At 51.2% G+C, this 24764-nt stretch carries 17 protein-coding genes, 1 rRNA gene and 3 riboswitches; of the genes, 15 read left to right on the top strand and 3 right to left on the bottom strand.

From position 1 onward, the window contains the following. On the top strand, positions 1-551 hold a 551-nt coding region (locus A3844_RS28045; RefSeq protein ID WP_208619466.1), incomplete at its 5' end, for a transposase. A gap of 114 nt (positions 552-665) precedes the next feature. Here the strand turns inward: A3844_RS28045 and A3844_RS28040 are convergent. Continuing rightward, positions 666-965: a zinc ribbon domain-containing protein gene (locus A3844_RS28040; protein ID WP_074109171.1), complete on the bottom strand. Its 300-nt coding sequence runs from the start codon at positions 963-965 to the stop codon at positions 666-668. Positions 966-1062: 97 nt separating this feature from the next. After that, complete coding sequence (locus tag A3844_RS28035) at positions 1063-2004, bottom strand: helix-turn-helix transcriptional regulator (protein WP_074086852.1); 942 nt, start codon at positions 2002-2004, stop codon at positions 1063-1065. 156 nt (positions 2005-2160) lie between these two features. Here A3844_RS28035 and A3844_RS28030 point away from each other — a divergent pair, with 156 nt between their 5' ends. Next, positions 2161-3423 (top strand): MFS transporter, encoded by a 1263-nt coding sequence (locus A3844_RS28030; RefSeq protein WP_074109170.1) that lies wholly within the window; start codon positions 2161-2163, stop codon positions 3421-3423. A gap of 35 nt (positions 3424-3458) precedes the next feature. Here the strand turns inward: A3844_RS28030 and A3844_RS28025 are convergent, their stop codons facing one another. Next, positions 3459-4133, bottom strand: coding sequence for a DedA family protein (locus tag A3844_RS28025; protein WP_074109169.1), 675 nt, complete (start codon positions 4131-4133; stop codon positions 3459-3461). Positions 4134-4241: 108 nt separating this feature from the next. Here A3844_RS28025 and A3844_RS28020 point away from each other — a divergent pair, with 108 nt between their 5' ends. From A3844_RS28020 to A3844_RS27960, 13 genes are all read left to right on the top strand, one after another. Then, positions 4242-5645, top strand: coding sequence for a polysaccharide deacetylase family protein (locus A3844_RS28020; RefSeq protein WP_074109168.1), 1404 nt, complete (start codon positions 4242-4244; stop codon positions 5643-5645). A gap of 131 nt (positions 5646-5776) precedes the next feature. After that, positions 5777-7153: a DUF58 domain-containing protein gene (locus tag A3844_RS28015; RefSeq protein WP_167374759.1), complete on the top strand. Its 1377-nt coding sequence runs from the start codon at positions 5777-5779 to the stop codon at positions 7151-7153. Then, complete coding sequence (locus A3844_RS33820) at positions 7122-9698, top strand: DUF4129 domain-containing transglutaminase family protein (RefSeq protein WP_074109166.1); 2577 nt, start codon at positions 7122-7124, stop codon at positions 9696-9698. Before A3844_RS28015 ends, A3844_RS33820 begins: the two co-directional genes overlap by 32 nt. A gap of 159 nt (positions 9699-9857) precedes the next feature. Further along, complete coding sequence (guaA, locus tag A3844_RS28005; RefSeq protein WP_074086857.1) at positions 9858-11396, top strand: glutamine-hydrolyzing GMP synthase; 1539 nt, start codon at positions 9858-9860, stop codon at positions 11394-11396. Positions 11397-11618: 222 nt separating this feature from the next. Then, a complete protein-coding gene (locus A3844_RS28000) occupies positions 11619-12557 on the top strand; it encodes an NADP-dependent oxidoreductase (protein WP_074109165.1) in 939 nt (312 codons plus the stop codon). A gap of 460 nt (positions 12558-13017) precedes the next feature. Beyond that, a riboswitch (purine riboswitch) is annotated at positions 13018-13117 on the top strand. 180 nt (positions 13118-13297) lie between these two features. Further along, the gene (locus A3844_RS27995) at positions 13298-14698 is read left to right on the top strand and encodes an NCS2 family permease (protein WP_074086859.1); all 1401 of its coding nucleotides are present in this window, start codon (positions 13298-13300) and stop codon (positions 14696-14698) included. 162 nt (positions 14699-14860) lie between these two features. Further along, positions 14861-16852 carry a phospholipid carrier-dependent glycosyltransferase gene (locus tag A3844_RS27990; protein ID WP_167374758.1) on the top strand — a complete coding sequence of 664 codons (1992 nt, stop codon included), beginning with the start codon at positions 14861-14863 and terminating at the stop codon, positions 16850-16852. Next, a complete protein-coding gene (locus A3844_RS27985; protein WP_074109163.1) occupies positions 16849-20673 on the top strand; it encodes a glycosyltransferase family 39 protein in 3825 nt (1274 codons plus the stop codon). The genes A3844_RS27990 and A3844_RS27985 overlap by 4 nt, the downstream gene beginning before the upstream one ends. Before the next feature lie 199 nt (positions 20674-20872). Further along, a complete protein-coding gene (locus A3844_RS27980; RefSeq protein WP_074102691.1) occupies positions 20873-21862 on the top strand; it encodes a glycosyltransferase family 2 protein in 990 nt (329 codons plus the stop codon). Beyond that, entirely contained in the window at positions 21852-22256 is a 405-nt protein-coding gene (locus A3844_RS27975; protein WP_074102690.1) for a GtrA family protein, read from the top strand. The genes A3844_RS27980 and A3844_RS27975 overlap by 11 nt, the downstream gene beginning before the upstream one ends. Positions 22257-22329: 73 nt before the next feature. After that, a complete protein-coding gene (locus A3844_RS27970) occupies positions 22330-22983 on the top strand; it encodes a class D sortase (protein WP_083607064.1) in 654 nt (217 codons plus the stop codon). 123 nt (positions 22984-23106) lie between these two features. Then, positions 23107-23188, top strand: a riboswitch (cyclic di-GMP riboswitch). Positions 23189-23262: 74 nt separating this feature from the next. Further along, positions 23263-23344, top strand: a riboswitch (cyclic di-GMP riboswitch). A 13-nt stretch (positions 23345-23357) separates the two neighbouring features. Then, positions 23358-24167: a transglutaminase-like domain-containing protein gene (locus A3844_RS27965; protein WP_074086865.1), complete on the top strand. Its 810-nt coding sequence runs from the start codon at positions 23358-23360 to the stop codon at positions 24165-24167. Between the two features lie 372 nt (positions 24168-24539). Further along, a 16S ribosomal RNA gene (locus tag A3844_RS27960) occupies positions 24540-24764 on the top strand; the annotation flags it as partial.

Genomic DNA, 24764 nt, shown 5'->3' with positions numbered 1-24764 from the left:
ACGCCTATCTGGAAAAGGAAGAGATTCAGGCGGTCGTGAAATACGGCAGCTACCACAAAGAAAAGAGTAAAGCTTGGAAAGAGAATATCGGAAAGGTGGAGAACTGGACGTACAGTGAAACCAGGGATACATGGACGTGCCTAGCTGGGGAAACGTTGCATTTCCGCAAAGAGAGCAAGGAGACACTACAAAGCGGATATGAAATTCACAAACGTCATTACCGAAGCCAAAGCTGCGAAGGCTGTCCGCTGAAGGAACGCTGCACCAAGGCAGCAGGAAATCGGGAAGTGGTTGTCAGTTTGGAACGAATACGGTACCAGAACCAGGCTCGTGAGATTCTACGGAGTGATGAAGGTTACGCCTTGGCCGTGCGCCGGATGACGGAACCGGAGAGTGTGTTTGGACAACTGAAGAACAACCGGGGCTTCCGGCGATTTCTGCTTCGCGGCATCGAAAAAGTGACGCTTGAAGTCGGGTGGTTTTCACTTGCTCATAATCTGCTGAAGCAAGCTGCCAATGACCAAAAACACAGATCAGCGATCCTCCAATAACGGGAGAATCGCTGCTTTGCTCACTTTTTGAGGTCTTAAGAATGAAGAAAGCTGTCTAAGTCATAGAAAATCCACTTATGGGACAGCCCCTTTTGCTGATATATTATCCCTTGTTTACAGGGATTTTTGGACCTCGGCCCCTGTACTCCAGCGCTTCAAACGCGGCAGGCTGTTAGCCAGAATACTTCGTGCCTCAGCTTCATCCATGCCCTCCTCTACCATGTATCCGGCGCACAGATCGGCCATCTCTTCCATGGTAGTCTCCGGTTGCTTGAATTCTCCACTCTCGTAGCAATATACACAATACTCTTCCGTCTTGCTGCCTTCGCGGTCAGTGCCCTGCAGCTCTGCCTCAGCCATCGGCATTCCGCAGCTTTGGCAGATGGGGATTCCGATTTCACGGGATGCTGTCATTTCCACTATTAACACGCTCCTTGGATATGGATTGGGCTCCTTCAGCCCGTATTCCTCCACAGTATAAAATACCAAACCTGACAACATACCTTCAGGTTTACAAGCTGTCTTTATATTTGGCGGCGATTTCTGCTGCGAGTCCGGCCAGTTTGCGGCGGATCGGTTCCGGTTCCAGTACCTCCACAACCGTTCCGAAGCTCAGCAAAAATCCGTACAGCCAATTGTTTTCCGCATAAGCTACCTTAACGGTGTATCCGCCGTCTCCAGCCGGTTCCAGCTCTTCCGAATCGAAGTAGTCCTCCGCCAGATGTCTGCCCTCCGCCGAAAAATGCAAGACGATAGCTTGTGTGTGCAGCGGTTCTTTCCAGCCCTCTGTCCAGGGCAGATCCTTCAGCGGAATATCCAGGCGTTCGTAGCTTCGGGTTTCTTTGACCAGTGCCTTCATTCGCTGCAGCTTGAACAGCCTGAAATCCTGACGCTCAGTGCAGTAGCCATATAGATACCACCCCGCACCTTTATGTACTAGTGTATAAGGCTCCACAGACCGGTGGCTGACCCCGCCGTCTGCATCGACATAATCAAAAGCTACGGCAGTGCTCTCCTCCAGCGCCTCCTTGAGAAGGGACAGACGCTCTTCCAGCAGCCCCTGCAGCCCCCAGGGGGAGAAGTCGACAATCAGCTGGGTTGTTTTGGTGCGGAAGGCCTGCGACTTGGAGGGAGGAATGACGCTGCTGATTTTTTCCATAAGCAGGTTGTGTCCACCTCCACCGTAGGAGGAGACGCTCTGCAGAGCCGTGAAAATATCCGCCAGTTCGCGTTCGGTGAGGACATTGCGGTCCAGCCGGTATCCTTCCATAAGGCCAATGCCGCCATTGGCACCCTGATAGGTGACGACGGGGATACCCGCGCCGTTAATACTATCGATATCACGGTAAATAGTGCGTACAGACACCTCGAACATCTCGGCCAAATCCTTGGCCTGAACCAGGGGCCGGTTCATCAGCAATATGACGATGGAGAGCAAACGGTCTATTTTCACACAAACGTCCTTCTTTCCGGTAGGATTCGTACTCTCATTATCCCTGTATTCTTACGTGGAATCAAAGCAAATAAAAGCTTGCCAAATCACATATATTAGAATAACATCTAATTAGATAATTATTTAATGATGAATGTGAGGGTAAGCGTTGTGAACATGAATGGATTGAAAGACAGCTCCGTGGCAGTGCGGACAAGGAATAAGGGAGGGTATTCGCGGCTGTTCACAGCAGGTCTTGTAAATGGCATCGGTGACCGGTTCAGCAGTATCGCCATGCTGGCACTCATTCTAAAGGTGACTGGCTCGGGAATGGCGGTAGGGATCGCACTGGGGATAAGAGTCATTCCCTATCTGTTCATGGCTCCTCTTGCCGGGATACTGGTCTTGAAAATACCGCGCAAAACCCTCATGATGGCCGTTGATATCCTGCGGGTACCGATTGCGCTGTCTTTTCTGTTGGTGGATGGGGAGGACAAGTTATGGCTGCTCTATGCAGGGAGCTTTATTATGGCGGCTGGGGAGGCGATTTACAGTCCGGTGCGCAAATCTTCGATTCCACTGCTGGCAGGTTCGGATGCTTTGCTTAAGATTAATAGCCTGGAGCAGTTGATGACCGGATGTGTACTCATCCTTGGGGCATTTACAGGTGGAGTTGTGTCCCTGTGGTGGGGGCCGAAAATGGGTTTTGTCCTGAATGCAGCTTCATTCCTGCTGGCGGCACTTCTGATCCGGGGCATAAGCTTTCCGGAGAATGCTGTCAGTGGGGATGAACAGAGTGCAGACTCTGATTCAGCAGAGTTACAGCAGGGATTTCGGAGACGGGCTGGCCGCTTACAGACTCTCAAAATTCTGATTGGCGGCAGTCAGGTGCTGCAGATTATTATGGCCTACGAGTTACTGGTGCCCATTATCAATGGCTGGGACAATGTGCTGATCAGCGTGTATGCTGTGCAGGTTTTTCATGCGGGGGATGCCGGAGTCGGAGCCTTTTATGGCGCGCTGGGCATCGGACTCAGCCTTAGCTTTTTTGCCGGACGGCTACTGAAGAAGAGGCTGCTATCTATCGCGCTTGCCGGATTACTGCTGGAGGGAATTCTGCTGATGAGTATCAGCGGCAGCAGCCACTTTGGAGCGGCCTTTGTCCTTTATATTCTGCTGTCGCTGTGCGGAGGGATAGGCAATGCCTGTCTCGATACACTGGTGATGAGGAATACGCCTCAGGCCCAGCAGCCGGTGGTTTTTGGAATATTGGCAGCGATCAGCGGATCTTTGATTGGAGTGTCCATGTTTGGTGCAGGCTGGCTGCTGGATATGATGGGGCCGAGGGCGCTGGGCTTTACAGGTGGAGCCGGCTTCGCAGGGGTGGCCTTGCTGCTTGGAGGTTTTTCATTGCTGCGCCGGCGCCGGGAGAACAGGTGAAATCAGTCATTTCAGTAACGATAGGGGACAAATCTTCACTTGGAAGGTTCCTTGACCTTGACGTTCACTTTTGAATCCAGGTTCATACTTCCTTTGCGCCGGAGAAGACGGGCGCTGATGCTATGCCGGCAGCGGTAGAGGATAATAAGGGCTGCAAGACCGGCGATACCGGAGACAATCCAGACCGCATTCTGTTCGATGAGGTGAAAGATGCCCATCCACTGCGGACCGAACACTTTTCCGATTCCCAGAAAAAGCACTACCCATAACAGGGCACCGCTGTATGCATAGAGGGCAAATTTCCGGAACGGCAGGGCGGTAATGCCGGAAAAATAGCCGGTAAAATGCCTGACTCCAGGAATGAAGTAGCCTATGGAAACCAGTATACTGCCATAGCGGTCGAACCAATGCTGCGTTTTCTCCAGCTTGGTCTCTGAGAACAAAAACCATTTTCCATAACGGCGAATAAAAGGAAGCCCGGCCTTAAGTCCGATAAAATAAGTCACAGTCATGCCAATTGTAGTTCCGGCAAAAGCTACGGCAATCAGTACAAAGAAGTCAAGTCTGCCGGTATAGGACAGGAAGCCCGCAAATGCCATAGTAGTCTCCCCCGGAAAAGGCAGGGCCACAAACTCCAGCAGAAGTCCGAAGAATAGTACACTATATCCGTAACTCGCGAACAATTCCTGTATCCAATTCAACATTTCCATAGGTCGTCACTCTCCAAGGGCACCATGCCTAAGTCTATTTCGCAGCTTGTCTTCATACAATCTACCAAACAGCGCAAAAAGCGCAATAGAATGCTGGAGGTAGAGAAGATGAAAGAAAGCCGGAAAAATCATATTCGCCCGATCGTTCTAAGCGGGCTGCTTGCTATGGCAGTTCTAATATTTGCAGTAGGGGGATGGGCTGTACTCTATAAGAATAATCTTCCGGCTCCCGTGAAGCAAGATTTGGCCCCGGTAGCGGCGAATTCCAGACAGCTTCAGACGAAGCCGGTCTCCTCTTGGAATGCAGGGGTGTATTCGCCAAACCGACTTTCACAGGCAGCAGGGAAAGTTATGGCTCCAAGAATGGTTATAACCCCGGCGAAAGCTGCTGTTAAGGCAGAAGCTGCTGTGTCAAAGAATAATGCCCAAAATCATCTTCCTGCGCCCAACAAGCACAAGACAGTCTACTTAACATTTGACGACGGCCCCAGCAAAATCACTTCGAAGGTGCTGGAAATCCTGAGGCAGCAAGGGGTAAAGGCGACTTTTTTCGTGCTTGGGGAGCAGGCCAGACAGCGGCCGGAGCTGATCAATGCTATATGGGAGCAGGGCCATTCCATCGGCAATCATACCTATAATCATAATTACCATGATTTATATAGCGGGTTTACGGAGTTTTGGTCTCAAATCAAGCAAACCGAGGAGATTGTCCGCAATATCACAGGGGTGCGCCCGCAGCTTATTCGTGCGCCAGGCGGGACGTTTGGACATTTCGACCAGACGTATTTCCATCTGCTGAAGCAAGCGGGCTATTCCGTCATGGACTGGACAGTAGATAGCGGGGATTCCAGGCGGAAAGGGGTGCCTGCTGCGGATATTTTGAAGGAATCGGTAGCAGATATGAACGCTTCCCGCGTGATCCTCCTGCTGCATGACGGGGGCGGTCATGAACAGAGTGCCAAGGCTTTGCCGGAAATAATTCAGCGCTACAAGTCTGCCGGATATGCTTTTGGTGTACTGGATGCAGAGATGCAGCCTGTCCAGTTCAGAGTATCGGACGCAGCAGCCAAAGCCAGTCGTAACGGGCCTTCCAGGGACTGGATTGCTGCAAATATAGCTCCTAACCGTGAACTGTTCACCCCGGGCAAAGCGCTGGCACTGGAGGTGGGTCTGCTGGAAACCAAGCTGCTGCCCGGGGAATACAGCATCAGCGAAGGACAGTACAGGGTTCCGCTGCGTGCAGTGGTAGAGCGGCTTGGCGGCCGGGTTAACTGGGATTCAGCCAGCCGCACCGGCAAAGTTGTCTGGAATGGCCGGGCCATCATAGCGGATGCTGCGCGCAAACAACTAACCATAACAGGTGCAGATGGCAGACAGCAGGTCCGCAGTGCGGATGTACAAATGATCGGCTCTTCACTGTGGGTTTCGCTTCGGGGGCTGCTGGAGGCTGCCGGTCATGCACCGCTGACAACAGCAGTGACCATAGACGAGCGCAGGGTAAAAACGCTTTGAAATGGAGCTGAACAGGAGGTCTAGGCACTCTTTTTCGTGGGAAGAATAGACAGTATCAGGCTTCGAACCGCCATATTACCTAACCGGGATGGCAGTGGGGGCTAGTCTATGACCAAAGGAAGGGTAGTCCATTGTCCTCTTCATCCTTAATGGAACAGAAACCGCTTGAACGGAAGGATCAAAATAGTGCAAGTCCTACCAGGAGCCTGCCTGCCCACTATGGCCGAAATGCCTTGGGAGAGTGGCTGAGAATGCTGACGGTGGCTGCTGTCACTCTATCCCTGTATGTCTGGCGGGGAGGCGAGACGCTGTTGTTTCTCTTGACGGCCTGCGGAGTTCTTATGATAGGCGGGCTGCTGCTGAAGCTCCTGGGTCCGCGTCAGGTGACCGTTACGAGAAGTCTGTCCCGTGTCAGCTTGGCAGCCGGGGATACGCTGACCGTGGATGTGCAGGTCAGCTTCAGATCAAGCATTCCACTGCCGTGGATGGTTATAGCCGACCACTGGAGCCAAGGACAACACCAGGAATTGCTTTTTCCGGGATTCCGGCGCTCCCTGACTTATAGCTATCCGCTGGAGGAAGTACAGAGGGGTGTACACCGGCTTCACGGAAGCATTGTAAGCTGGGGAGATATGCTCGGCTTATTCACTGGCGGCTGCCAGTCAGGTTGCGGAGACAGCTTCAAGGTCCGTCCGAGACCTTTGTATATAGGCGGAGCGGCGCTTTATAGCAGTATGAAGGCAGGAGACGTGGCACTTAGCAGGAGTACCCGGAATTTCAGCGCTGAAGCTGGTGAAATCCGCGAGTATGCACCAGGAGATCCGCTCAGCCGTATCCACTGGAAGAACAGTGCCCGCAAGGGAACGCTGCAGAGCCGTGTGCCGGAGCGGGAGGAAGGACGCATGTCCTGCATCGTTCTTGCCAACACTCCAGGAGAATATCAAATTCCATACGGGGCTTTGACCCCGCGGGGGCAACGCAGTGCTGCACCCGATGCATTTGAGCAGGCGGTTTCGGCCGCCATGGGTCTTTTGCTGGCCGCTGAGCAGACTGGTTCATATGTGCAGCTCTTCAGCGGCGGATGGCCTGAGGGTATGGCAAGACATGAAGGACTCGGGCAAATCCCGTCCAGAGTCCAGGATATGCTCACCGAAATTGCCCCCGATGGCGGGCGTTCTCTAAGCACTCTGCTGGAGGATGCCTCGAAGGGCTGGATTCCCGGGATGACCGTTGCCGTCATTACAGGCCGGCTGGAGGAAGAATCCGCCCGTTCCCTTGCCCGTTTTCTGGTGCAGGGTGTGAAGGTTGAACTGTATTATGTCTGGGATCAACCCGCTCCGGGGCCGGCAGGTGGTACTGAGAAGAATTCATGGAGCCCTGCTTCAACGGTCGGCGCCAGCCTGACCAGACTCGGAGCCAATGTATACTGCCTCAGAGACAGTTGCCCGTCAAACGGATACAAGGGGGTCGGAAACCATGGATTCCAGGAGAAGTCAACACTTTGGTAGCATCCAACCGGATTCAGCAGGAGCGATCGCAGGGCTATTAGGCCTGTGGAAGAAACGCCTGGAGCAGAGGAGCGGTACAAGCCCTGCCTCGACCGCCCGGGACCCTTTGGAGAACAGTCAAGCTGATTACAGGGACGGCAGTCCTCTGCATTATCGGCTGCTGTTCTCTTTGGCTATTATGGGCTTGTTCATGGAATGGCTGCTCCCGCTACTCCGGTCTGCCGTCGAGCCGGATACACAGCGGCTGCTGTACACGCTCATGTTCTCCGCGGCAGCATTGCTGCTGTGGGGAAGCCTTCGGCTTCCTAATTTTCTGCTGTATGCGGTTCAATTCATAATGATGTTCCTGACCTGGTTCTATATATGTGCCGCCAACGAAGGGGAACGCTGGCTGGGCACGTATGCTGCCGGGTTTCCGGAGGATGTGGCTTTACTTTTCTCAGGACATCTCTCGGCGCTTAGCGGGAATAGCCGCTTGCTGATTCTGGTGCTGGGCTGGGGACTGCTGGTCTGCTCCGTACAGCAGCTGGCGCTATACAGAGGCAGTACGGCGCTTTTTACTCTCGTGACCTTGGTGTATCTTCTTGCACTGGATATGGGCTTCACGGTCAGAACAACCGGCGATATTATAGTTGCCGTGGGGCTGATTCTATGGATGCAGGCTTTGAACAGTCTGCTCCGGCTAAGAGAGCGCACCGGGAGTGCTTCACTTCCTTATACACGCTGGGGGGTGGCGGCCCTGGGTGCTGCTTTAGTGATAATAACAGGGGCCTGGACCGGGGGGCAGTTGTACGGAGCACGTCCGGGAGGGCCAATCACCTTCCAGCCGGTGATGACCATGATGCAGAACTGGGCGTCAGAGCAAATGAAGGAGTCCTACCAAAAGCAACAGGCCCTGTCAGGGAACACAGGCTACAGTTCAAGTGACGCAGAGCTAGGGGCTCCGCTGTCATCCAGTACGCAAGCTGTGTTTAGTGTGTTTGCCTCTCAGCCCTCGTACTGGCGCGGGGAGAGTATAGCTTATTATGACGGGAGACGCTGGATCAGGGACGGAGCGGCATTTCTGCCGGTCAGTCTGACAGGGCTGCCTGTATTCAAACAGGAGCTATCCGGAGATGCAGGGGGGAGCCGCAGACTTGTTCAGCGCGTTCAATTCGCGGTTCCTTCTGCGGGTGGACTTCCGCTGTTCGGTGCCGGAACGGTAACGGATATCCGGGGCGTGATCCTTGAAGACGGGAGCCGGCTTGGCTATGTGCTTGCAAATCCGGAGAAAACCCGCTTCCGGCTCCCCGAAGCGGGCGGCACGGTCAGAGTTGCAGAATACACTGTAGACTCTGTGCTCCCGGAGAGTAACCCCGATGTACTGGCGGCTTCTTCCGGAATGGACCCTCTGTCTGTCCGCGATGAGTATCTGCAGCTTCCCGCGCTGCTGCCTGAACGGGTCAGCAAGCTGGCTGCACAGCTCACAGCTTCAGCGGGTAACCGGTATGAAGCTGTCACCGCTGTGCGGGATTATCTGCAAAGCGGATTCACTTATACGCTGAAGACCCGGGTGCCGCCCACCGGGTCTGATTTCGCGGATGATTTCCTCTTCGTCACGAAGCAGGGCTATTGCGTGCATTTCGCAACAGCGATGACCGTATTGCTTCGGAGCTCCGGTATACCGGCCCGTTATGTCCAGGGCTACGGGACGGGTACGCTGGCGCCGGGCTCCGTGCCGCCGCGTTATGACGTCACCCAGGGCGATGCCCACGCCTGGGTGGAGGTCTACTTTCCCGGCACGGGCTGGGTCCCGTTCGACCCCACGCCCGCTGCCGCTCTCGCCGCTGCCGGAGGCCTCGCGGCAGACCCCCCGGCGGCTGCATCCGCGCCGCCGGGAACCCCCGCGTCCGCTGCGCGCGGCGCGGACGTTCTGCCCGCCCTGCCGCAGGCGGGCGGGAACCCGCCAGCGCCGGCAGCAGCGGCGCTGGTGGGGCTGGCCGCCGCCTGGCGCTGGCGGCGCAGCCTGGCCCTGCTGCCGGCGGCACGGCGCGCCGGCAGGGTGAGCCGCGAGCGGCAGCTGCGCGCTGCCGCTCTGGCCTGGCGCGGGCTGGCGGTGCGGTATGGACCGCCGCCGCCCGGGGTGACCGCCAGGGAGTACGTCGCCTCCCTGGCTATTGAGGATGCGCGGCTGTGCGCCGCGCTCCGGCAGTTCATACGCCAGTGGGAAGCCCTGGCGTACAGCTGCCCCGCCGCATCAGCGCAGGTGCAGCTACCCATCCCGGCTGTCCCGCCGCTCCGCACAGCGTCGTCGCTCCCGGCCGTCCCGCCGTCCCGCACAGCGTCGTCGCTCCCGGCAGTCCCGCTGCTCCGCACAGCGTCGTCGCTCCCGGCAGTCCCGCTGCTCCGCACAGCGTCGTTGCTCCCGGCAGTCCCGCCGCTCTGCTCCGCGGCTAACCTCAAGCACCAACGCCGCGCCGGGGCCGCAGCCGCCAGCAAAAGAGCCGCTGCCGAGAGCGCTGACTTTATCGGGAGCTGTCTGACAATTACCTTTCGCCTGACTTAATGACATTTTGGCTCATCCCCTATACTGTGAACATCTGCCAAATTGTTGATATTTGCTTGCTGTACAAGGGCAAAACCATTGAATAAACGTGCCTTCCTTTCCTTGACGGTAAGAATTAACCATGAGTATAATGAATCCAATAATCAAGGGAGGCACGTAATGAACAAGCCAAATGAAATTATCGTCGTTCTCGATTTCGGGGGACAATACAATCAACTTATCGCGCGCAGAATTCGGGACCTGGGGGTATACAGCGAGCTTCTGCCGTACAATACGCCAATTGAGAAGATTAAGGCACTATCACCGAAGGGGATTATCTTCTCTGGTGGACCAAGCAGTGTGTATGCCGAGGATGCACCTCATGTAGATCCGGCTATTTATGATTTGGGCTTGCCGATTTTTGGTATCTGCTATGGTATGCAGCTTATGGCCCACCAGCAGGGCGGAAAGGTTGAACGTGCGGACAAGCGGGAATACGGCAAGGCCAACGTTGACTTTGAAATGGGGGCTGTACTTGCTACCGGACTGGATAGCGGTCAGACCGTTTGGATGAGCCATGGTGATCATGTGGTGGAGCTTCCGACCGGATTCAAGCTGGATGCCGGCACAGAGAGTGCACCGATTGCGGCAATGAGTCATGTTGACCGCAAATTCTTCGCTGTGCAATTCCATCCTGAAGTACGCCACTCCGTGAACGGGAATGAGATCATCTCGAACTTTTTGTACGAGGTTTGCGGCTGCGAAGGCAAATGGACGATGGAATCCTTTATTGAGGATGCTGTTAAGGATATCCAAGACAAAGTCGGCGACAAAAAAGTGCTCTGCGCCCTCAGCGGCGGTGTAGACTCCTCGGTGGTGGCAATGCTGATTCACCGGGCGATCGGCGACCAGCTGACCTGTATGTTTATCGACCACGGCCTCCTGCGCAAAGGTGAAGCAGAGAGCGTCATGGAAACCTTTGTCGGCAAATTCGATATCCATGTGGTGAAGATCGATGCGCGCGATCGTTTTCTGGGCAAGCTGGCAGGTGTCTCCGATCCCGAACAGAAACGTAAAATCATCGGTAACGAATTCATCTACTGCTTCGACGAAGAATCGGCCAAGCTGGGTGACTTCTCCTTCCTTGCCCAAGGTACGCTGTACACCGATATTGTAGAGAGTGGAACGGCAACGGCGCAAACCATCAAATCGCATCACAATGTTGGCGGACTGCCGGAAGATATGAAGTTCAGTCTGATCGAGCCATTGAATACGTTATTCAAGGACGAGGTGCGCAAGCTGGGCGAAGAGCTGGGAATGCCGCATGCCATTGTCTGGCGTCAGCCTTTCCCGGGTCCAGGACTTGCTATTCGTGTGCTTGGCGAAGTGACCGAGGAGAAGCTGACCATCGTGCGCGATTCTGATTACATCCTGCGTGAGGAAATTGCCAAAGCCGGTCTCGACCGCGAAATCTGGCAGTATTTCACCGCATTGCCTAACATGAAGAGTGTAGGCGTTATGGGTGACGAGCGTACCTACTCCTACACTGTAGGTATTCGTGCAGTAACCTCCATCGACGGCATGACGGCCGACTGGGCACGTATCCCTTGGGATGTGCTGGAGAAAATCTCTGTCCGTATTGTCAACGAAGTGGACAACGTCAACCGCATCGTCTATGACATTACCTCGAAACCACCTGCAACGATTGAATGGGAGTAGGCTTGAATACCAATACTGCATCTCAACCTTCACATCCACGATTGCCGTGGATGTGAAGGTTTTTTGTTCCTGTAATTTTTGAGAAATGGATGCTGCCTCCATCAGAGGGCAGCGAAGCCGTTTCTTTTTATTTGAATGCTATGGGAATTGTTTGGTCATTTGCATTTTTTGTGTAATGAGATGGATAATACTGATGAAGCGTGTATTTAAGGAGGAGAAGCAATGAGAGCCATCGTCATCGATCGTTATGGGGGCAAGGAAGAACTTCAGGAAAGAGAAGTGCCGAGCCCTGCTCCGCAAGCGCATCAAGTCGTAGTCAAAGTGGCCGCCACCTCGATCAATCCGATTGACTGGAAGCTGCGGGAAGGTTACTTGAAACAAATGATGGATTGGGAGTTTCCGATTATTTTAGGGTGGGATGTTGCCGGGACGATTTCAGAAATCGGCAGCGGGGTAACGGATTGGAAAGTGGGGGATGAAGTGTTTGCACGCCCGCAAACGACCCGCTTTGGCACATATGCTGAATACACTTTGGTGGATGATCACCTGCTGGCACGCAAGCCTGGCAACATCTCATGGGAAGAAGCCGCATCGGCTCCGCTCGCAGGCCTGACGGCTTGGCAGGCGCTTTTTACCCATGGTGGACTGACTGCTGGAGAAAAGGTATTAATTCATGCTGGTGCAGGTGGCGTGGGTATGTTCGCGATCCAGTTTGCCAAACAAGCCGGAGCCTACGTGATTACGACAGCAAGTGAGCGTAATCACGAACTGCTTGCTTCACTCGGAGCTGATCAGATTATTGATTACCGTACGACCCGGTTTGTAGAGGTTTTATCCGACGTGGACCTTGTGTTCGACACGATGGGCGGGGACATACAGAAGGACAGCTTCCAAGTGTTGAAAAAACATACCGGGCGGATTATATCGATCGTCAGCAATTTTGATGAAGAGCTGGTGAGGGAGTTTGACGTAACCGCAAAAAATATATGGCTGGAGCCCAATGGCCAGCAGCTTCAGGAAATTGCCGGCCTTTTGGAGCAGGGGAAGGTAAGGTCAGTGGTCGGTGCTACGTTTCCTTTTTCGCAAAAGGGACTGTATGATGCCCACGCATTAAGCGAGACCCACCATGCTGTTGGTAAAATAGCCATATCTTTTTCTTAAAGAAAGTCCATTGGCAAGCAAGGTTGGCCCATGGTGTAATGAATACACAAAGAAATCGCTCCTTTTGGGATGGTTGGTGGTACAACCATTTTACCAAAATGGGCGATTTCTTTTTTTATTTATTAGGATGAATGAGGCAATTTCCGCTTAAACAGCAGAGCGTCCACCCAAGCGATAATAAACTTCTTACTCCAAGACTAGGAGGTGTCCCGAGCAACCATTTCATTTTGCGACACCCCCTGCTACTTCTGCTAAACGAAGGGATACCCTCTCCTTGACAAGGACAAGCTAGACGAAGGGATTAGAAATTACACCGTAGAGCTGCTCAAGCTGCTTAATTACAGCTACAAGTAAGTGTGCCGCGACAAATGTCTGAATTACGAACAATATTTAAAACCTTGCCCATAATGTTCGTATTTACCATTGACAAGTGATGTCATGTACACCTAAAATAATAAAGCGTTAGAGCAGCATAAATATTCGTATAATTCTGGGAATCGGCCCGGAAGTCTCTACGAGGTCACCGTAATGACCTGGCTACGATTAAGAAGAGCAAAGCCTTCACGATCCTTCGGATTTGAGTCCGATATTTCTCGCTGAAACGGTACCGTCCTTTGTATGGATGGCACAGTCGTTTTGGCTTGACAGGCGCGAAGCTGTTCTTTTTTCGGGCCGGTGTCTTCCAAGATGCCGGCTTTTCTGTTGCTTTCAGACAACATACACCTTAGGGGGAGAACAATTTGAACCGCTTTTTCAGGTTGAAAGAAAACGGCACCACAGTACGCACAGAGATTATGGCCGGTCTGACCACTTTTATGGCAATGGCGTATATTTTGTCGGTTAATCCGGGTACACTTACCGCCTTTGGCCGCATTGACATGGGATGGTATCCAGTATTTCTGGCAACCGCTCTGGCAGCGGGGATCTTCACCATTGCGATGGGGCTGTTTATTAATTTTCCGGTAGCTTTGGCACCTGGTATGGGCCTTAATGCATATTTTGCATCCGTAGTTTTATCCTCACAGACCACTGATCATCCTTTTTCCTGGCAAATGGGTCTGACCGCCGTATTTATTTCCGGTATTATCTTCATCCTGCTTACGGTCACTCAGATCCGGCAAATTCTACTTACCGCCATTCCTGACAGTTTGAAGCATGCTATTACTGTTGGTATCGGCTTATTTATTACCATTATCGGCCTGAAGAACAGCGGACTCATGACAATCGGCGTTGAAGCCGGCAAAGACATCGCCGCGAATAAGTTCACTGATGTGCTTTCCTTTGAGACGGTTATTCATATGGGCAGCCTGGAGAACTCCAATGTTCAACTGGTTATCATCGGCCTCTTATTGATTTCCATCCTGATGGTGTTGAATGTGCGCGGTGCAATCCTGTTCGGGATTCTGGGAACAACAGTAGCCGCTATTCTCATGGGCGTTGTTGATTTCAGCAGCCTGTCGAGCACTGACAATCACTGGGTTCCTGATTTCTCGCAGCTCAACTTCTGGCAATTTGACTGGGAAGGCATTATGCACACAGGTATCGTATCCGCGATTGCCACCTTTACTTTCGTAGAATTGTTTGATACCTTTGGTACGCTTGTCGGGACGGCTCAGCGTGCAGGAATTATGAAGGACCCTGAAGAAGGCAAGAAACGTGTCGGAAAAGCGATGTTCGTTGATGCAGTCGCTGTTGCCGGCGGTGCGGTGCTGGGTACTTCCACCACTACCGCTTACGTTGAAAGTGCTGCCGGGGTCGCTGAAGGCGGACGTACAGGTCTGACTGCCGTTACAACAGGTATCTGCTTCCTGCTTGCACTGTTCCTGGCTCCAGTTGTGGCGCTTATCCCTGGCCCCGCTACTGCGGCTGCACTGATTATTGTTGGTGTGCTGATGGCTCAATCCATCCGCGAAATCGATTTTCAGGATATGGTGCTGGCGATTCCAGCCTTCCTGACCTTCGTAATTATGCCTTTCACTTACAATATCGCGAACGGAATCTCCTTCGGAATTGTTACGTACGTTATTCTGGCCTGTGTAGCCAACCTGGCCGGCAAAAAGAAATACGACATCCACTGGATGATGTGGGTGCTCGCTGTTCTGATCGTACTGCGTTACCTTATGATCGGCAGCCAGGGCTAAGTTAAGTATATATAATCCGGCACATGCAGATTTCTGTTTTTGCGGTCCCTTCTATTGAAGAAGGGGCCGTTTTCTAGTATTGGAGAGTAACTTTGGTACAACCTCTGCTGCGGTCTTTTCTTGAGCCGGCATTTCGATTATATTGTTGAAGAGGTGATCCTATTGTCCGGTTTTTTCCAAAAGGTATATCGGTCCTGCAAAGACAATCCGTGGCCGCTTGTACTGTTTGTACTGGGTGCCATTGTCAGAACGGTTTATCTCGGCTCCATTCCCTCAGGACTTAACCAGGATGAGGCGTCCATCGGTTATGATGCTTACGCGATCCTTCATTATGGGATTGACCGCAATGGTGTCCATCTTCCCGTTCACCTCATCGCCTGGGGCAGCGGTCAGAATGCATTGTATGCTTATTTATCCATGCCTTTCATTGGGCTCTTTGGATTGACACCGCTGTCGGTAAGGGCGCTTAGTTTGGTGATGGGCCTTTTAGGCATGATTTTTTTCTATTTATGTATGAAGAGACTGTTTCCATCCAGAGCTGCAGGCATTATCGCCATGTTCTTTATCGCCATCAACCCCTGGCATATTATGATGTCCAGATGGGCGCTTGAATCGAACTTGTTCCCTACCTTGATCCTGATTGCCGTCTATTGCCTGCTGAGATCATTTCAGAATCCTAAATGGACTTACAGCTTCACCGTTATCCTGGCTATCTCGCTGTATGCATACGGTACAGCCTACTTTTTTGTGCCGGTATTTGCTATCTGTGCGGCATTTCTTCTATTGTATAGTAGAGCCATGAAATTCCGGACGTTAGGCTGGAACAGTATTCTATTTGTGCTCCTTGCTGTGCCTATACTATTATTTATAGTAATTAATCATTATGGGCTTCAAGAGATTGGAATGAAGCTCTTCACGATTCCCAAATTAACGATGCCCCGGGTGGAGCAGATTTCCTCTGTATTCAGCGGACAGCTCCTGCAGACGGCATCCGGTAACTTCAGTTCATTCCTCCAGCTTATGCGCAGCGGAAGTGACGGGCTGCCCTGGAATTCCATATCTCCATACGGTTATGCTTATCCGATTGCGCTGCCCTTTGCTCTGCTTGGGCTTATCGTCCTGGTCTATGAGTTCTTCCGGCGCGGACGCGAAGGGTTTGTACATATCGTCGTGCTGCTCTGGCTGGGCATTGCCGTACTGATGGCCCTGATCACAGATGTGAATATCAACCGGATTAATATTATTTTCTACCCGTTGATTATGCTGGTTGCAGCAGCTGTATTCTGGCTATATCAGAAGCTTAAGCCTGCCGGTATAGTAGCAGTTTTAGCATTTGCTGTAATGTTCGGCTTTTTTACAAATACTTATTTTCGTGAGTTCCCTAAGAACATCGGTCCAGCCTTTTATGACTCATTGGGGGAGGCTATCCAATATGCTTCAGAAGCAACCAGCGGCAGTGTCTATGTCACGGATAAGGTCAACATGCCCTATATCTATGTGCTCTTTTATGAGAAGATCAATCCGCATGACTTTCTGGATTCCGTCAAATACATCAATCCCGGAGATGCCTTTCAGAGGGTCGCTTCGTTTGGCCGGTACAAATTTGGCGCTCCAGACACGCAGCCGGGACAGAAGGCATATGTCTACGGGAATAATGAGCCTGTGCCTGCAGTGAATGGAGGCTACACGATTACGCGCTTCACGAATTACAGCGTGCTTATTTATAACCATACGGAAGGTATGAATGCTGCTGATGTAGAAGGAGTGCAAGCAGAGGTTCCTAATGGAGGATTTGAAGAGGGGGCCGCAAGCTGGAACTTTTCAGCGGGGACAGGTGTTGCGCACAATAATCCTTACTCGGGTGTAAGCCATGCTTACCTGAATATAGGTTCTGACACAAGCATCCTGCAGACCTTTGCCGCAAAGACAGGTATCTACAAGTTAGCCGCCATGGTAAGCGCCGGAGGTTCCAGAGGAAGGATCGGTATTCGGGTAGATGGCGCTGTACGTGCGGAAACTGAACTGACTGCAGGGGATGAATATCACTCTGTTGTACTTCCGGATGCTTCCCTTAAGCAAGGCGAGCAGGCGGAGATCTACATAACCGGCGGGAACGGCTGGATTAACATTGACGAGGTGAGGTTGGAACGATGATCAAGAGTACACGCGCGGCCGCAATGATGCTTTTAATGCTGTTATTGTTCATTCTCCCTGTAACAAGCATTCATGCAGCGGGCAATTTATTGCAGAATCCGGGCTTCGAGGATGGAGAAAAGGGTGCTCCTTCGGGCTGGACCAAGGATATGTGGATCGCGGGGGACAACTCCGGGCTGCTCTCAGTGCAGTCTGAGGATGTCCATTCCGGAAGCAAGGCAGCAGTTATTGAGAATCTGGAGCCCAATCACCTCAAATGGGTGCAGACGATTGCTGTTTCGGCTAACAGCTACTATAAGATCTCCGGTTATGTCAAAATCGTCAGCACCGCAGGCGAGGGCCTTGGTGCGAACATTTTTCCGGTAGGCATCGGAGGCGGTTACCCCGCTACCAAGGATACGGCTGGAGATTGGCAGTATCTTGAATTCTACGGCCAAACGGGCCCCGGGCAAAAAGAGCTGGGCATCGGTGCGGCCCTGGGCGGCTATGCCAGTCTGATTCAAGGTAAGGCTTACTTTGATGATCTGTCAGTAGAGCAGGTAGATGCCGCTCCTGGAGGGGCCAGTGTCATCTCGCTTGACAGCGGAGCGGCGGCAGCCCAGAACGGAAGCAGCAAAGCTGCTGAGACACCGCACAAAGTATCGCCTGCCAAGCTTCTTTTACTGTCGGCGGTATTTAGCGTCTTTTTCGCTTTCTTCTATAATAGGGCATTCCGCAGTGACCGGCTTCTGAAGCAGCCGGATGCTATCTATACCAGATGGCTCTATGTTGTCTTCGGCGCAGCATTGATCCTGCGGATCTGGATCGGATTGACCGCACAAGGATATCAAAATGACATGAATACCTTCATCGCCTGGGGTCAGCGGCTTGTGGACCTGGGGCCAGGAAAGTTTTATGAAAAGGGGTATTTTGCTGATTATCCACCTGGATATTTGTACATATTGTATGTGCTTAGCCTCATTCGCGGGCTGTTCGGATTTGCACATGGCTCCGGAGGAGAGAATCTGCTCTTTAAGCTGCCGGCAATCATCTCCGACTTGGTACTGGGCTGGCTGATCTACCGCGCAGGCCGCAAGAAGCTTGGCTCTGGTGTGGCTATCGGCCTGATGTTGCTGTTCCTGTTCAATCCGGCTGTACTGATGGATTCTGCTGCTTGGGGGCAAGCGGACTCGTTCTTTTTAGTGTTCCTGCTGCTCAGTATTCTGGCTGCCTCGGAACAAGGATTTGTGCGTTCGGCTATCTTTTTTGCTCTGGCCACGCTGATTAAACCACAGGCCCTAATATTCACGCCTGTTCTGCTGCTTGCTTTCTATCATCACCGTGCGTGGAAGCAGCTGGCGGTCGGCGCCCTTTACGGTCTTGGCATCTTTGCCGTTCTGGCCGCTCCATTCTTCTGGAATAATGGCGGACTCGGAGGACTTATTGACCTTTATAAGGGAACCTTATCCTCCTATCCTTATTCCACGGTGAATGCTTTTAATCTATATGCGCTGACCGACCCGATGTGGGCTTCGATTGATTCCATGTGGCTTGGGATTACCTACCGTGCCTGGGGGTTTATTTTCATTCTGGCGGCCGTTGCCCTTGCAGCGTATTACTCTTTCATAAAAGACCGCAAAGACCTGTCGAAGTCCTTCTTCATTGGTATGGTTCTGATCATAGTCGTGTTCGTGTTCGGTACCAAAATGCATGAACGTTACATGTACCCGGCTTTGATCCTTTGTTTATTCACCTATATTGAGAGCCGTGACCGGCGGTTCTTGACGCTGTTCCTCGGCTTTACTTTGACACAGTATCTTAATGTAGGGTATACATTGGCTCATCTGAACGCCGGCAATAACCCGCCCTCAGACGGGATTGTGCTGGTGACTGCAATTGCCAATATCGCTTTGGCGTTATATATGCTGTATGTAGGCTATTCCGTATATGTCCGTAAAAACATCAAAGAGCTCGCGTCACCGGCCACTCCATCAGAGAAGTATGATGCCGATATGGAACTCGCTGAGGGAATCCGTCCGCTGGTGAAGAGCGTTAGGGCCGGCAGGTTTAAGCTGCAGCGCAAAGACTGGATCTGGATGCTCGGCATTACCGCCGTATATGCGGCATTGGCCTTGTTTCATCTGGGCTCTACCAAAGCCCCGGAAACCCTGTGGGAACCGGCAGCCAGCGGCCAGAGCTTTTATGTAGATCTTGGCCAGAGCAGGCAGCTGGAACGTGTGAATATATTCGGCGGTGTCGGAACCGGCAAATTCAAGCTGGAGTTCAGCGAGTCGCCGGATGTCTGGAACAGCCCGCTGGACGTCAACGAAGATGTCGGTAATGTATTCATTTGGAAAAGCCAGCCTTTGAACGTAGCGGCAAGATATGTGAAACTGACCGTCACATCGCCAGGCTTCACTTTGAATGAGATGGCCTTTTATGAACAAGGAGGAGGCAAAATACCGCTTCCGGTAGCAAGCATTACACCTGATGGCGCTGCTGCCAAGAGAGGCCAGCCGTCCAACCTGTTTGACGAACAGTCGATTATTCCGGAAAACTCCGGGTTCATGAACAGCACCTACTTTGATGAAATCTATCATGCCCGTACGGCCTATGAGTATGCCCATGGTATTGTTCCGTATGAGAATACCCACCCGCCGCTTGGCAAGCTGCTGATCTCGGTCGGCATGGAGCTGTTCGGCGTCAATCCGTTTGGCTGGCGGATCATCGGTACCCTCTTTGGGATCGCAATGCTGCCGCTGATCTATATAATGGCCCTGAGGCTCTTCAAAAAGAGTCTCTACGCCGCACTTGCCGCCGGACTGTTCGCACTCGATTTCATGCACTTCACCCAGACGCGCATCTCAACGATCGATGTCTACGGCGTATTCTTCATTATGCTGATGTTCTATTTCATGCAGAGGTATTTCACAATGAATTTCTATCGTGTACCACTGCGCCGGACGCTGGTCCCCCTATTCTGGTCGGGTCTGTTCTTCGGAATCGGCGTTGCCTCCAAATGGATCGTAATCTATGGAGGAGCCGGGCTTGCTATTATGCTGGCGCTTGGCTTATTTGAACGCTATAGAGAATACAAGGCGGCGGGACGTTTGCTGTCTGAAGGCATAGTGGGGGATCAGGAGCTGAAAGCCGCTTGCCACACTGCTGCCGGATCATTCTGGAAGAATACTATCATTACCCTGCTTAGCTGTCTGTTGTTCTTTGTAATTATTCCTGGCATCATCTATAGCCTGTCCTTTATCCCTGTACTGTCCGTCTCGGCGGATGGCTATACCTTCAAAGGCCTGATCCAAGCGCAGAAGAATATGTATGATTACCACAGCCAGCTTGTTGCCACTCATCCGTTCGCTTCTTCCTGGTGGGAGTGGCCGTTTATGAAACGGCCGGTATGGTTCTTCAGTGGGGGAGAAGGCCTGCCCGAAGGCCAGGTCAGCAGTATTGTCACGATGGGGAATCCGCTGATCTGGTGGACCGGAGTCTTTGCTATGCTGGCTGCGGTCTGGTTTACAGTGAAGCGCAAGGACAAGAACCTGTACATGATCTGGATCGGGTTCTTCTCGCAGTATGTACCGTGGATGCTGGTGCCGCGTGAGACATTCCTTTACCACTATTTTGCGATGGTGCCATTCATGATTCTTGCCATTGTATATATCATGAAGCTGCTCGACAGCAAATATCCCGAAGCCCGCTACATGCGTTATGCCTATGTGGCCGGAGCCGCACTGCTCTTTGTATTGTTTTATCCCGTACTGTCAGGTATGCAGGTCAGTAAAGACTATGTGGACGTTATGCTGCGCTGGTTCCCTTCTTGGGTATTCTAGTGGACTCGCAATGCTTGTGAGGCAGCTGTATATCTTTTGATTTATGTAGTAAATAACTAGGCATATGCTTCTATGGCGGTGTTGTATGGAGCCGATCTGGAAGCATATGCTGATACAACTAAGCGTGTGCTTACAAAACCTGGTTTACTTATAAAAGGATCTGAAGTAATGCTTCATAAAATTCTGAGGAGGAACAAAGGTGAAAGCCAGATACAGTGTAATTGTCCCCATGTTCAATGAGGAGGAAGTCATTCAGCATACGTATGAGCGTCTCAAAAAGGTTATGGACGGTTGCGGCGATTCCTACGAGCTGGTCTTTGTCAACGACGGAAGCCGGGACCGTACAGCCGAGATTATGCGCGGGGTCAGCCGTCAAGATGAGCATGTCAAGCTGATCGATTTCTCACGCAACTTCGGCCACCAGGTAGCGATCACGGCGGGGATGGATTATGCTGAAGGCGAGGCGGTCGTGGTTATTGATGCGGATCTCCAGGACCCGCCGGAGGTCATTTTGCAGATGATCGCGAAGTGGAAAGAGGGCTATGATGTTGTTTATGCCAAGCGGCTCAAACGCCACGGAGAGACTTTTTTCAAAAAAGCAACTGCGAAGATCTTCTATCGTTTGCTGAGCAGCATGACAAGTGTGGATATTCCTACAGATACAGGGGATTTCCGTTTGATTGACCGTAAAGTATGCGATGTGCTGCGTGGTCTGAAGGAGAAGAACCGTTATGTGCGCGGGTTGGTAAGCTGGGTGGGCTTCCGGCAGACCATGGTGGAATACATCCGTGAAGAGCGTTTTGCCGGCGAAACCAAATACCCCCTGAAGAAAATGATCCGGTTTGCGCTCGACGGCATCACCTCCTTTTCCCATAAGCCGCTGAAAATCGCCTCCTATGTTGGCTTTTTTCTTTCCTTCTCCAGCTTCCTTTATCTATTCTTTGTTTTATTCCAAAGGGTTTTCACTTCTTGGACCGTTCCGGGCTGGGCTTCTATCGTGGGCGTCAACCTGCTGTTTAACGGTATTGTGCTCATGCTGCTTGGTGTAATTGGTGAATATATCGGGCGGATTTATGATGAGTCCAAGGATAGACCGCTGTATATCGTGCGCGAGACTAAGGGCTATGGTGACGTTGATAGGGATGTAGAGCGCGCGGACATGCGGAAGGAAAGCGATTATGTTAAATAAAAAACTGAATGCAGGTTTTGTCCAGTTTTTGAAATTCAATGCCGTAGGCCTGCTGAATACATTGATTGATTTTGCCGTATTTACCCTGCTGCATTCGCTTGGAATGATGAATACACCGGCACAGATTATTTCATACAGTACCGGTACAGCCAACAGTTTTATATGGAATAAAAAAGTGACCTTTAAGGACCACAACCGCGGGAGTCAGGACGGATTTGACCGGATGCAGCTGGTTAGGTTTATTGTACTTAACCTCGTTGTGCTGGGCATTTCGGTGCTGCTTATGCATTTGCTGACAGACCGCTTCGGTCTTCAGGTGCTGATTGCCAAAGTGCTGGTTACCGGTGTAACCGTGATTATCAATTTTTTCGGAAGCCGGAAGTGGGTATTTTGAAAAGGCTCCTTCAAATGAGGGGACAGTCCTTTCTGCCAGGGGCTGCACAAACTAACTTACGGAGGTGATGTTCATGCGCAAGTTCTCTTATCTTATTATTCTTGCTGGGATTCTGATTATGCTGTACCCCAAAGCTAACGAGTGGTACAACGATTGGCAGCAGCAGAAGCTGCTGGAAGAAGCTGAACAGGCTTATAGTGAAAGTGCGCCTTCAACGTCTCCGGAGTCCGACCTGAGTAAGCAGTACGCCAGAGTCACGCAGCTTCTTGCAGACGAGTCTTCAGGGGATCAGGCGGAGGCGACGGAACCGCCATCCCCTGAAATTCGGTTGGGTGGGAAGATCACAGGCATCATCCAGATCGATAAAATCAATCTGAAGCTCCCTATCCTGGAGGGCGCCACCAAAGCCAATATGAAACATGCTGCCGCTCATATGCAAGAGACCGCTGCAATAGGACAGGTTGGCAATGCTGCGATTGCAGCACACAGATCAAGAACGGCCGGCCGGCTTTTTAACAGATTGAATGAAGTTGCGATCGGCGATACCATATCCGTACAGACGAGTGGGCATGATTACCGCTATGTAGTATACGATATCTCGATTGTTGAACCTACGGATGTTTCCGTCTTGAATGGCCGGGGTGATGACAAAATACTCACACTAATTACTTGTGATCCATTGGTTAACCCAACCCATCGCCTGATTATCCACGCTAAGATGTCCTAAATTCGACAAACCGTGATTTGAAAATTCCGTATTGTAAAAATTTTATCAGTAAATAGTGGGAATCTAGTGATTTAGATCTTGTATATAGAGATGAATATGGTAGTATATAACTATAAAAGCTAAGCACGATAACGGCAAACCTATCGAAAGGTAGGGACGCAAAGCTAAAGGGCCTTCCCTCTATGGATGGCAGCCAGCTACCGAATGAAGAGGCTTTTTTTGTTTAGTCTTAATATGAATCTAGCAGATCACTTTTAGAAGTGAGAACAGATAAAGCTTATACGATAACGGCAAACCTATCGAAAGGTAGGGACGCAAAGCTAAAGGGCCTTCCCTCTATGGATGGCAGCCAGCTACCGAAAGGGGTTTTATCCATGAAAAAGATATATTTTATGCTATTAACACTGTTCGTAGTCGCCACTTCCGTTCAATTAGGCTCGGCAGAAGCTGCAAGCACAGATACAGGCTGGTTAAATACATCGCAACTGGATCAAGGTGTAATCGCAGTGTCTTATGACGTACCTAAGGACAAACGCATTAAGCTGATGATCACCAAGGACAACAACAGCTATACTTACAATCTCTACGCTTCCAAGCCAACTGAAACATTCCCATTACAGCAAGGTAATGGCTCTTATAAGGTTTCAGTTTTGGAGAACACTACCGGCAATAAATACAAAGTTGTTTCTTCCGATACGATAGATCTTAGCTTGGATAATGCTAATGCCGTATATTTGAGCTCTGTACAGAATGTGAAGTGGAGTTCTTCCGATAAATCAGTTCTCAAAGCCGCCCAGTTGACACAGGGCCTAACCACCGACGAACAAAAGGTAAAAGCAATCTATAACTTCATCGTGTCCAATGTGAAATATGACTATACTCTGGCCTCTACGGTTACGACCGACTATATTCCGAACAATGATAATACACTCATCACCAAAAAAGGCATTTGCTACGATTATGCCTCATTGTTCGCAACCATGCTTCGCAGTCAAGGTATACCTGCTAAGCTGGTAATGGGGAACACAAGCTATGTGACTTCCTACCACGCTTGGAATGAAGTTTTGATTAACGGCGAGTGGGTAACTATTGATACTACAGTTGATGCGGGGCTGGGCAAGAGCAACCAAGCTACAGGATTGATCAAAGTAGCAAGCAAATATGCGGCAGCAAAGTTCTACTAATACGAGTAGAAGTGACTTTTATATAAGCTCGATTTGAAGATAACCCACTTAAAGATTAAGTGGGTTATCTTTCTTTATTAAAAGGGTTGCTTTTTCATATGACAATAGGGTATTATAAATAAGCGTTGTTGGAGCGCTGCTAAGTAAATGTGAATGACTAAATAGGTGATTCATAAAAGGCTTGCATTACTCAAATGAACGTGATATATTATAAGAGTTGCTGGTGACGAGATAATCGGCGCCGACGACGAGCTTGATCTTTGAAAACTGAACAACGAGTGAGTGGGATTTCACGCATGTGAGATCCAAAAATAGAGAATATTTTATTCTCGTCAGATGTTTCAAAATGAGCAATCGCTCTTTCTAAATACCAATTTGGAGAGTTTGATCCTGGCTCAGGACGAACGCTGGCGGCGTGCCTAATACATGCAAGTCGAGCGGAGTTTATCCTTCGGGATAAGCTTAGCGGCGGACGGGTGAGTAACACGTAGGCAACCTACCCTCTAGACTGGGATAACTACCGGAAACGGTAGCTAATACCGGATAATTCCTTCACCCTCATGGGCGAGGGATGAAAGGCGGAGCAATCTGCTACTA

This window comes from Paenibacillus helianthi (genome assembly GCF_001909055.1).
GTDB lineage: Bacteria > Bacillota > Bacilli > Paenibacillales > Paenibacillaceae > Paenibacillus_AQ > Paenibacillus_AQ helianthi.
Note: the sequence above shows the minus strand (reverse complement) of the source record. Positions and strands in the feature narration are given on the sequence as shown.

Bases quoted from the DNA above. Each gene is read 5' to 3' on its own strand.
- A3844_RS28040 (WP_074109171.1), bottom strand. From the start codon at position 965: ATGACAGCATCCCGTGAAATCGGAATCCCCATCTGCCAAAGCTGCGGA.
- A3844_RS28030 (WP_074109170.1), top strand. From the start codon at position 2,161: ATGAATGGATTGAAAGACAGCTCCGTGGCAGTGCGGACAAGGAATAAG.
- A3844_RS28025 (WP_074109169.1), bottom strand. From the start codon at position 4,133: ATGGAAATGTTGAATTGGATACAGGAATTGTTCGCGAGTTACGGATAT.
- A3844_RS28020 (WP_074109168.1), top strand. From the start codon at position 4,242: ATGAAAGAAAGCCGGAAAAATCATATTCGCCCGATCGTTCTAAGCGGG.
- A3844_RS33820 (WP_074109166.1), top strand. From the start codon at position 7,122: ATGGATTCCAGGAGAAGTCAACACTTTGGTAGCATCCAACCGGATTCA.
- guaA (WP_074086857.1), top strand. From the start codon at position 9,858: ATGAACAAGCCAAATGAAATTATCGTCGTTCTCGATTTCGGGGGACAA.
- A3844_RS28000 (WP_074109165.1), top strand. From the start codon at position 11,619: ATGAGAGCCATCGTCATCGATCGTTATGGGGGCAAGGAAGAACTTCAG.
- A3844_RS27985 (WP_074109163.1), top strand. From the start codon at position 16,849: ATGATCAAGAGTACACGCGCGGCCGCAATGATGCTTTTAATGCTGTTA.
- A3844_RS27975 (WP_074102690.1), top strand. From the start codon at position 21,852: ATGTTAAATAAAAAACTGAATGCAGGTTTTGTCCAGTTTTTGAAATTC.
- A3844_RS27970 (WP_083607064.1), top strand. From the start codon at position 22,330: ATGCGCAAGTTCTCTTATCTTATTATTCTTGCTGGGATTCTGATTATG.
- A3844_RS27965 (WP_074086865.1), top strand. From the start codon at position 23,358: ATGAAAAAGATATATTTTATGCTATTAACACTGTTCGTAGTCGCCACT.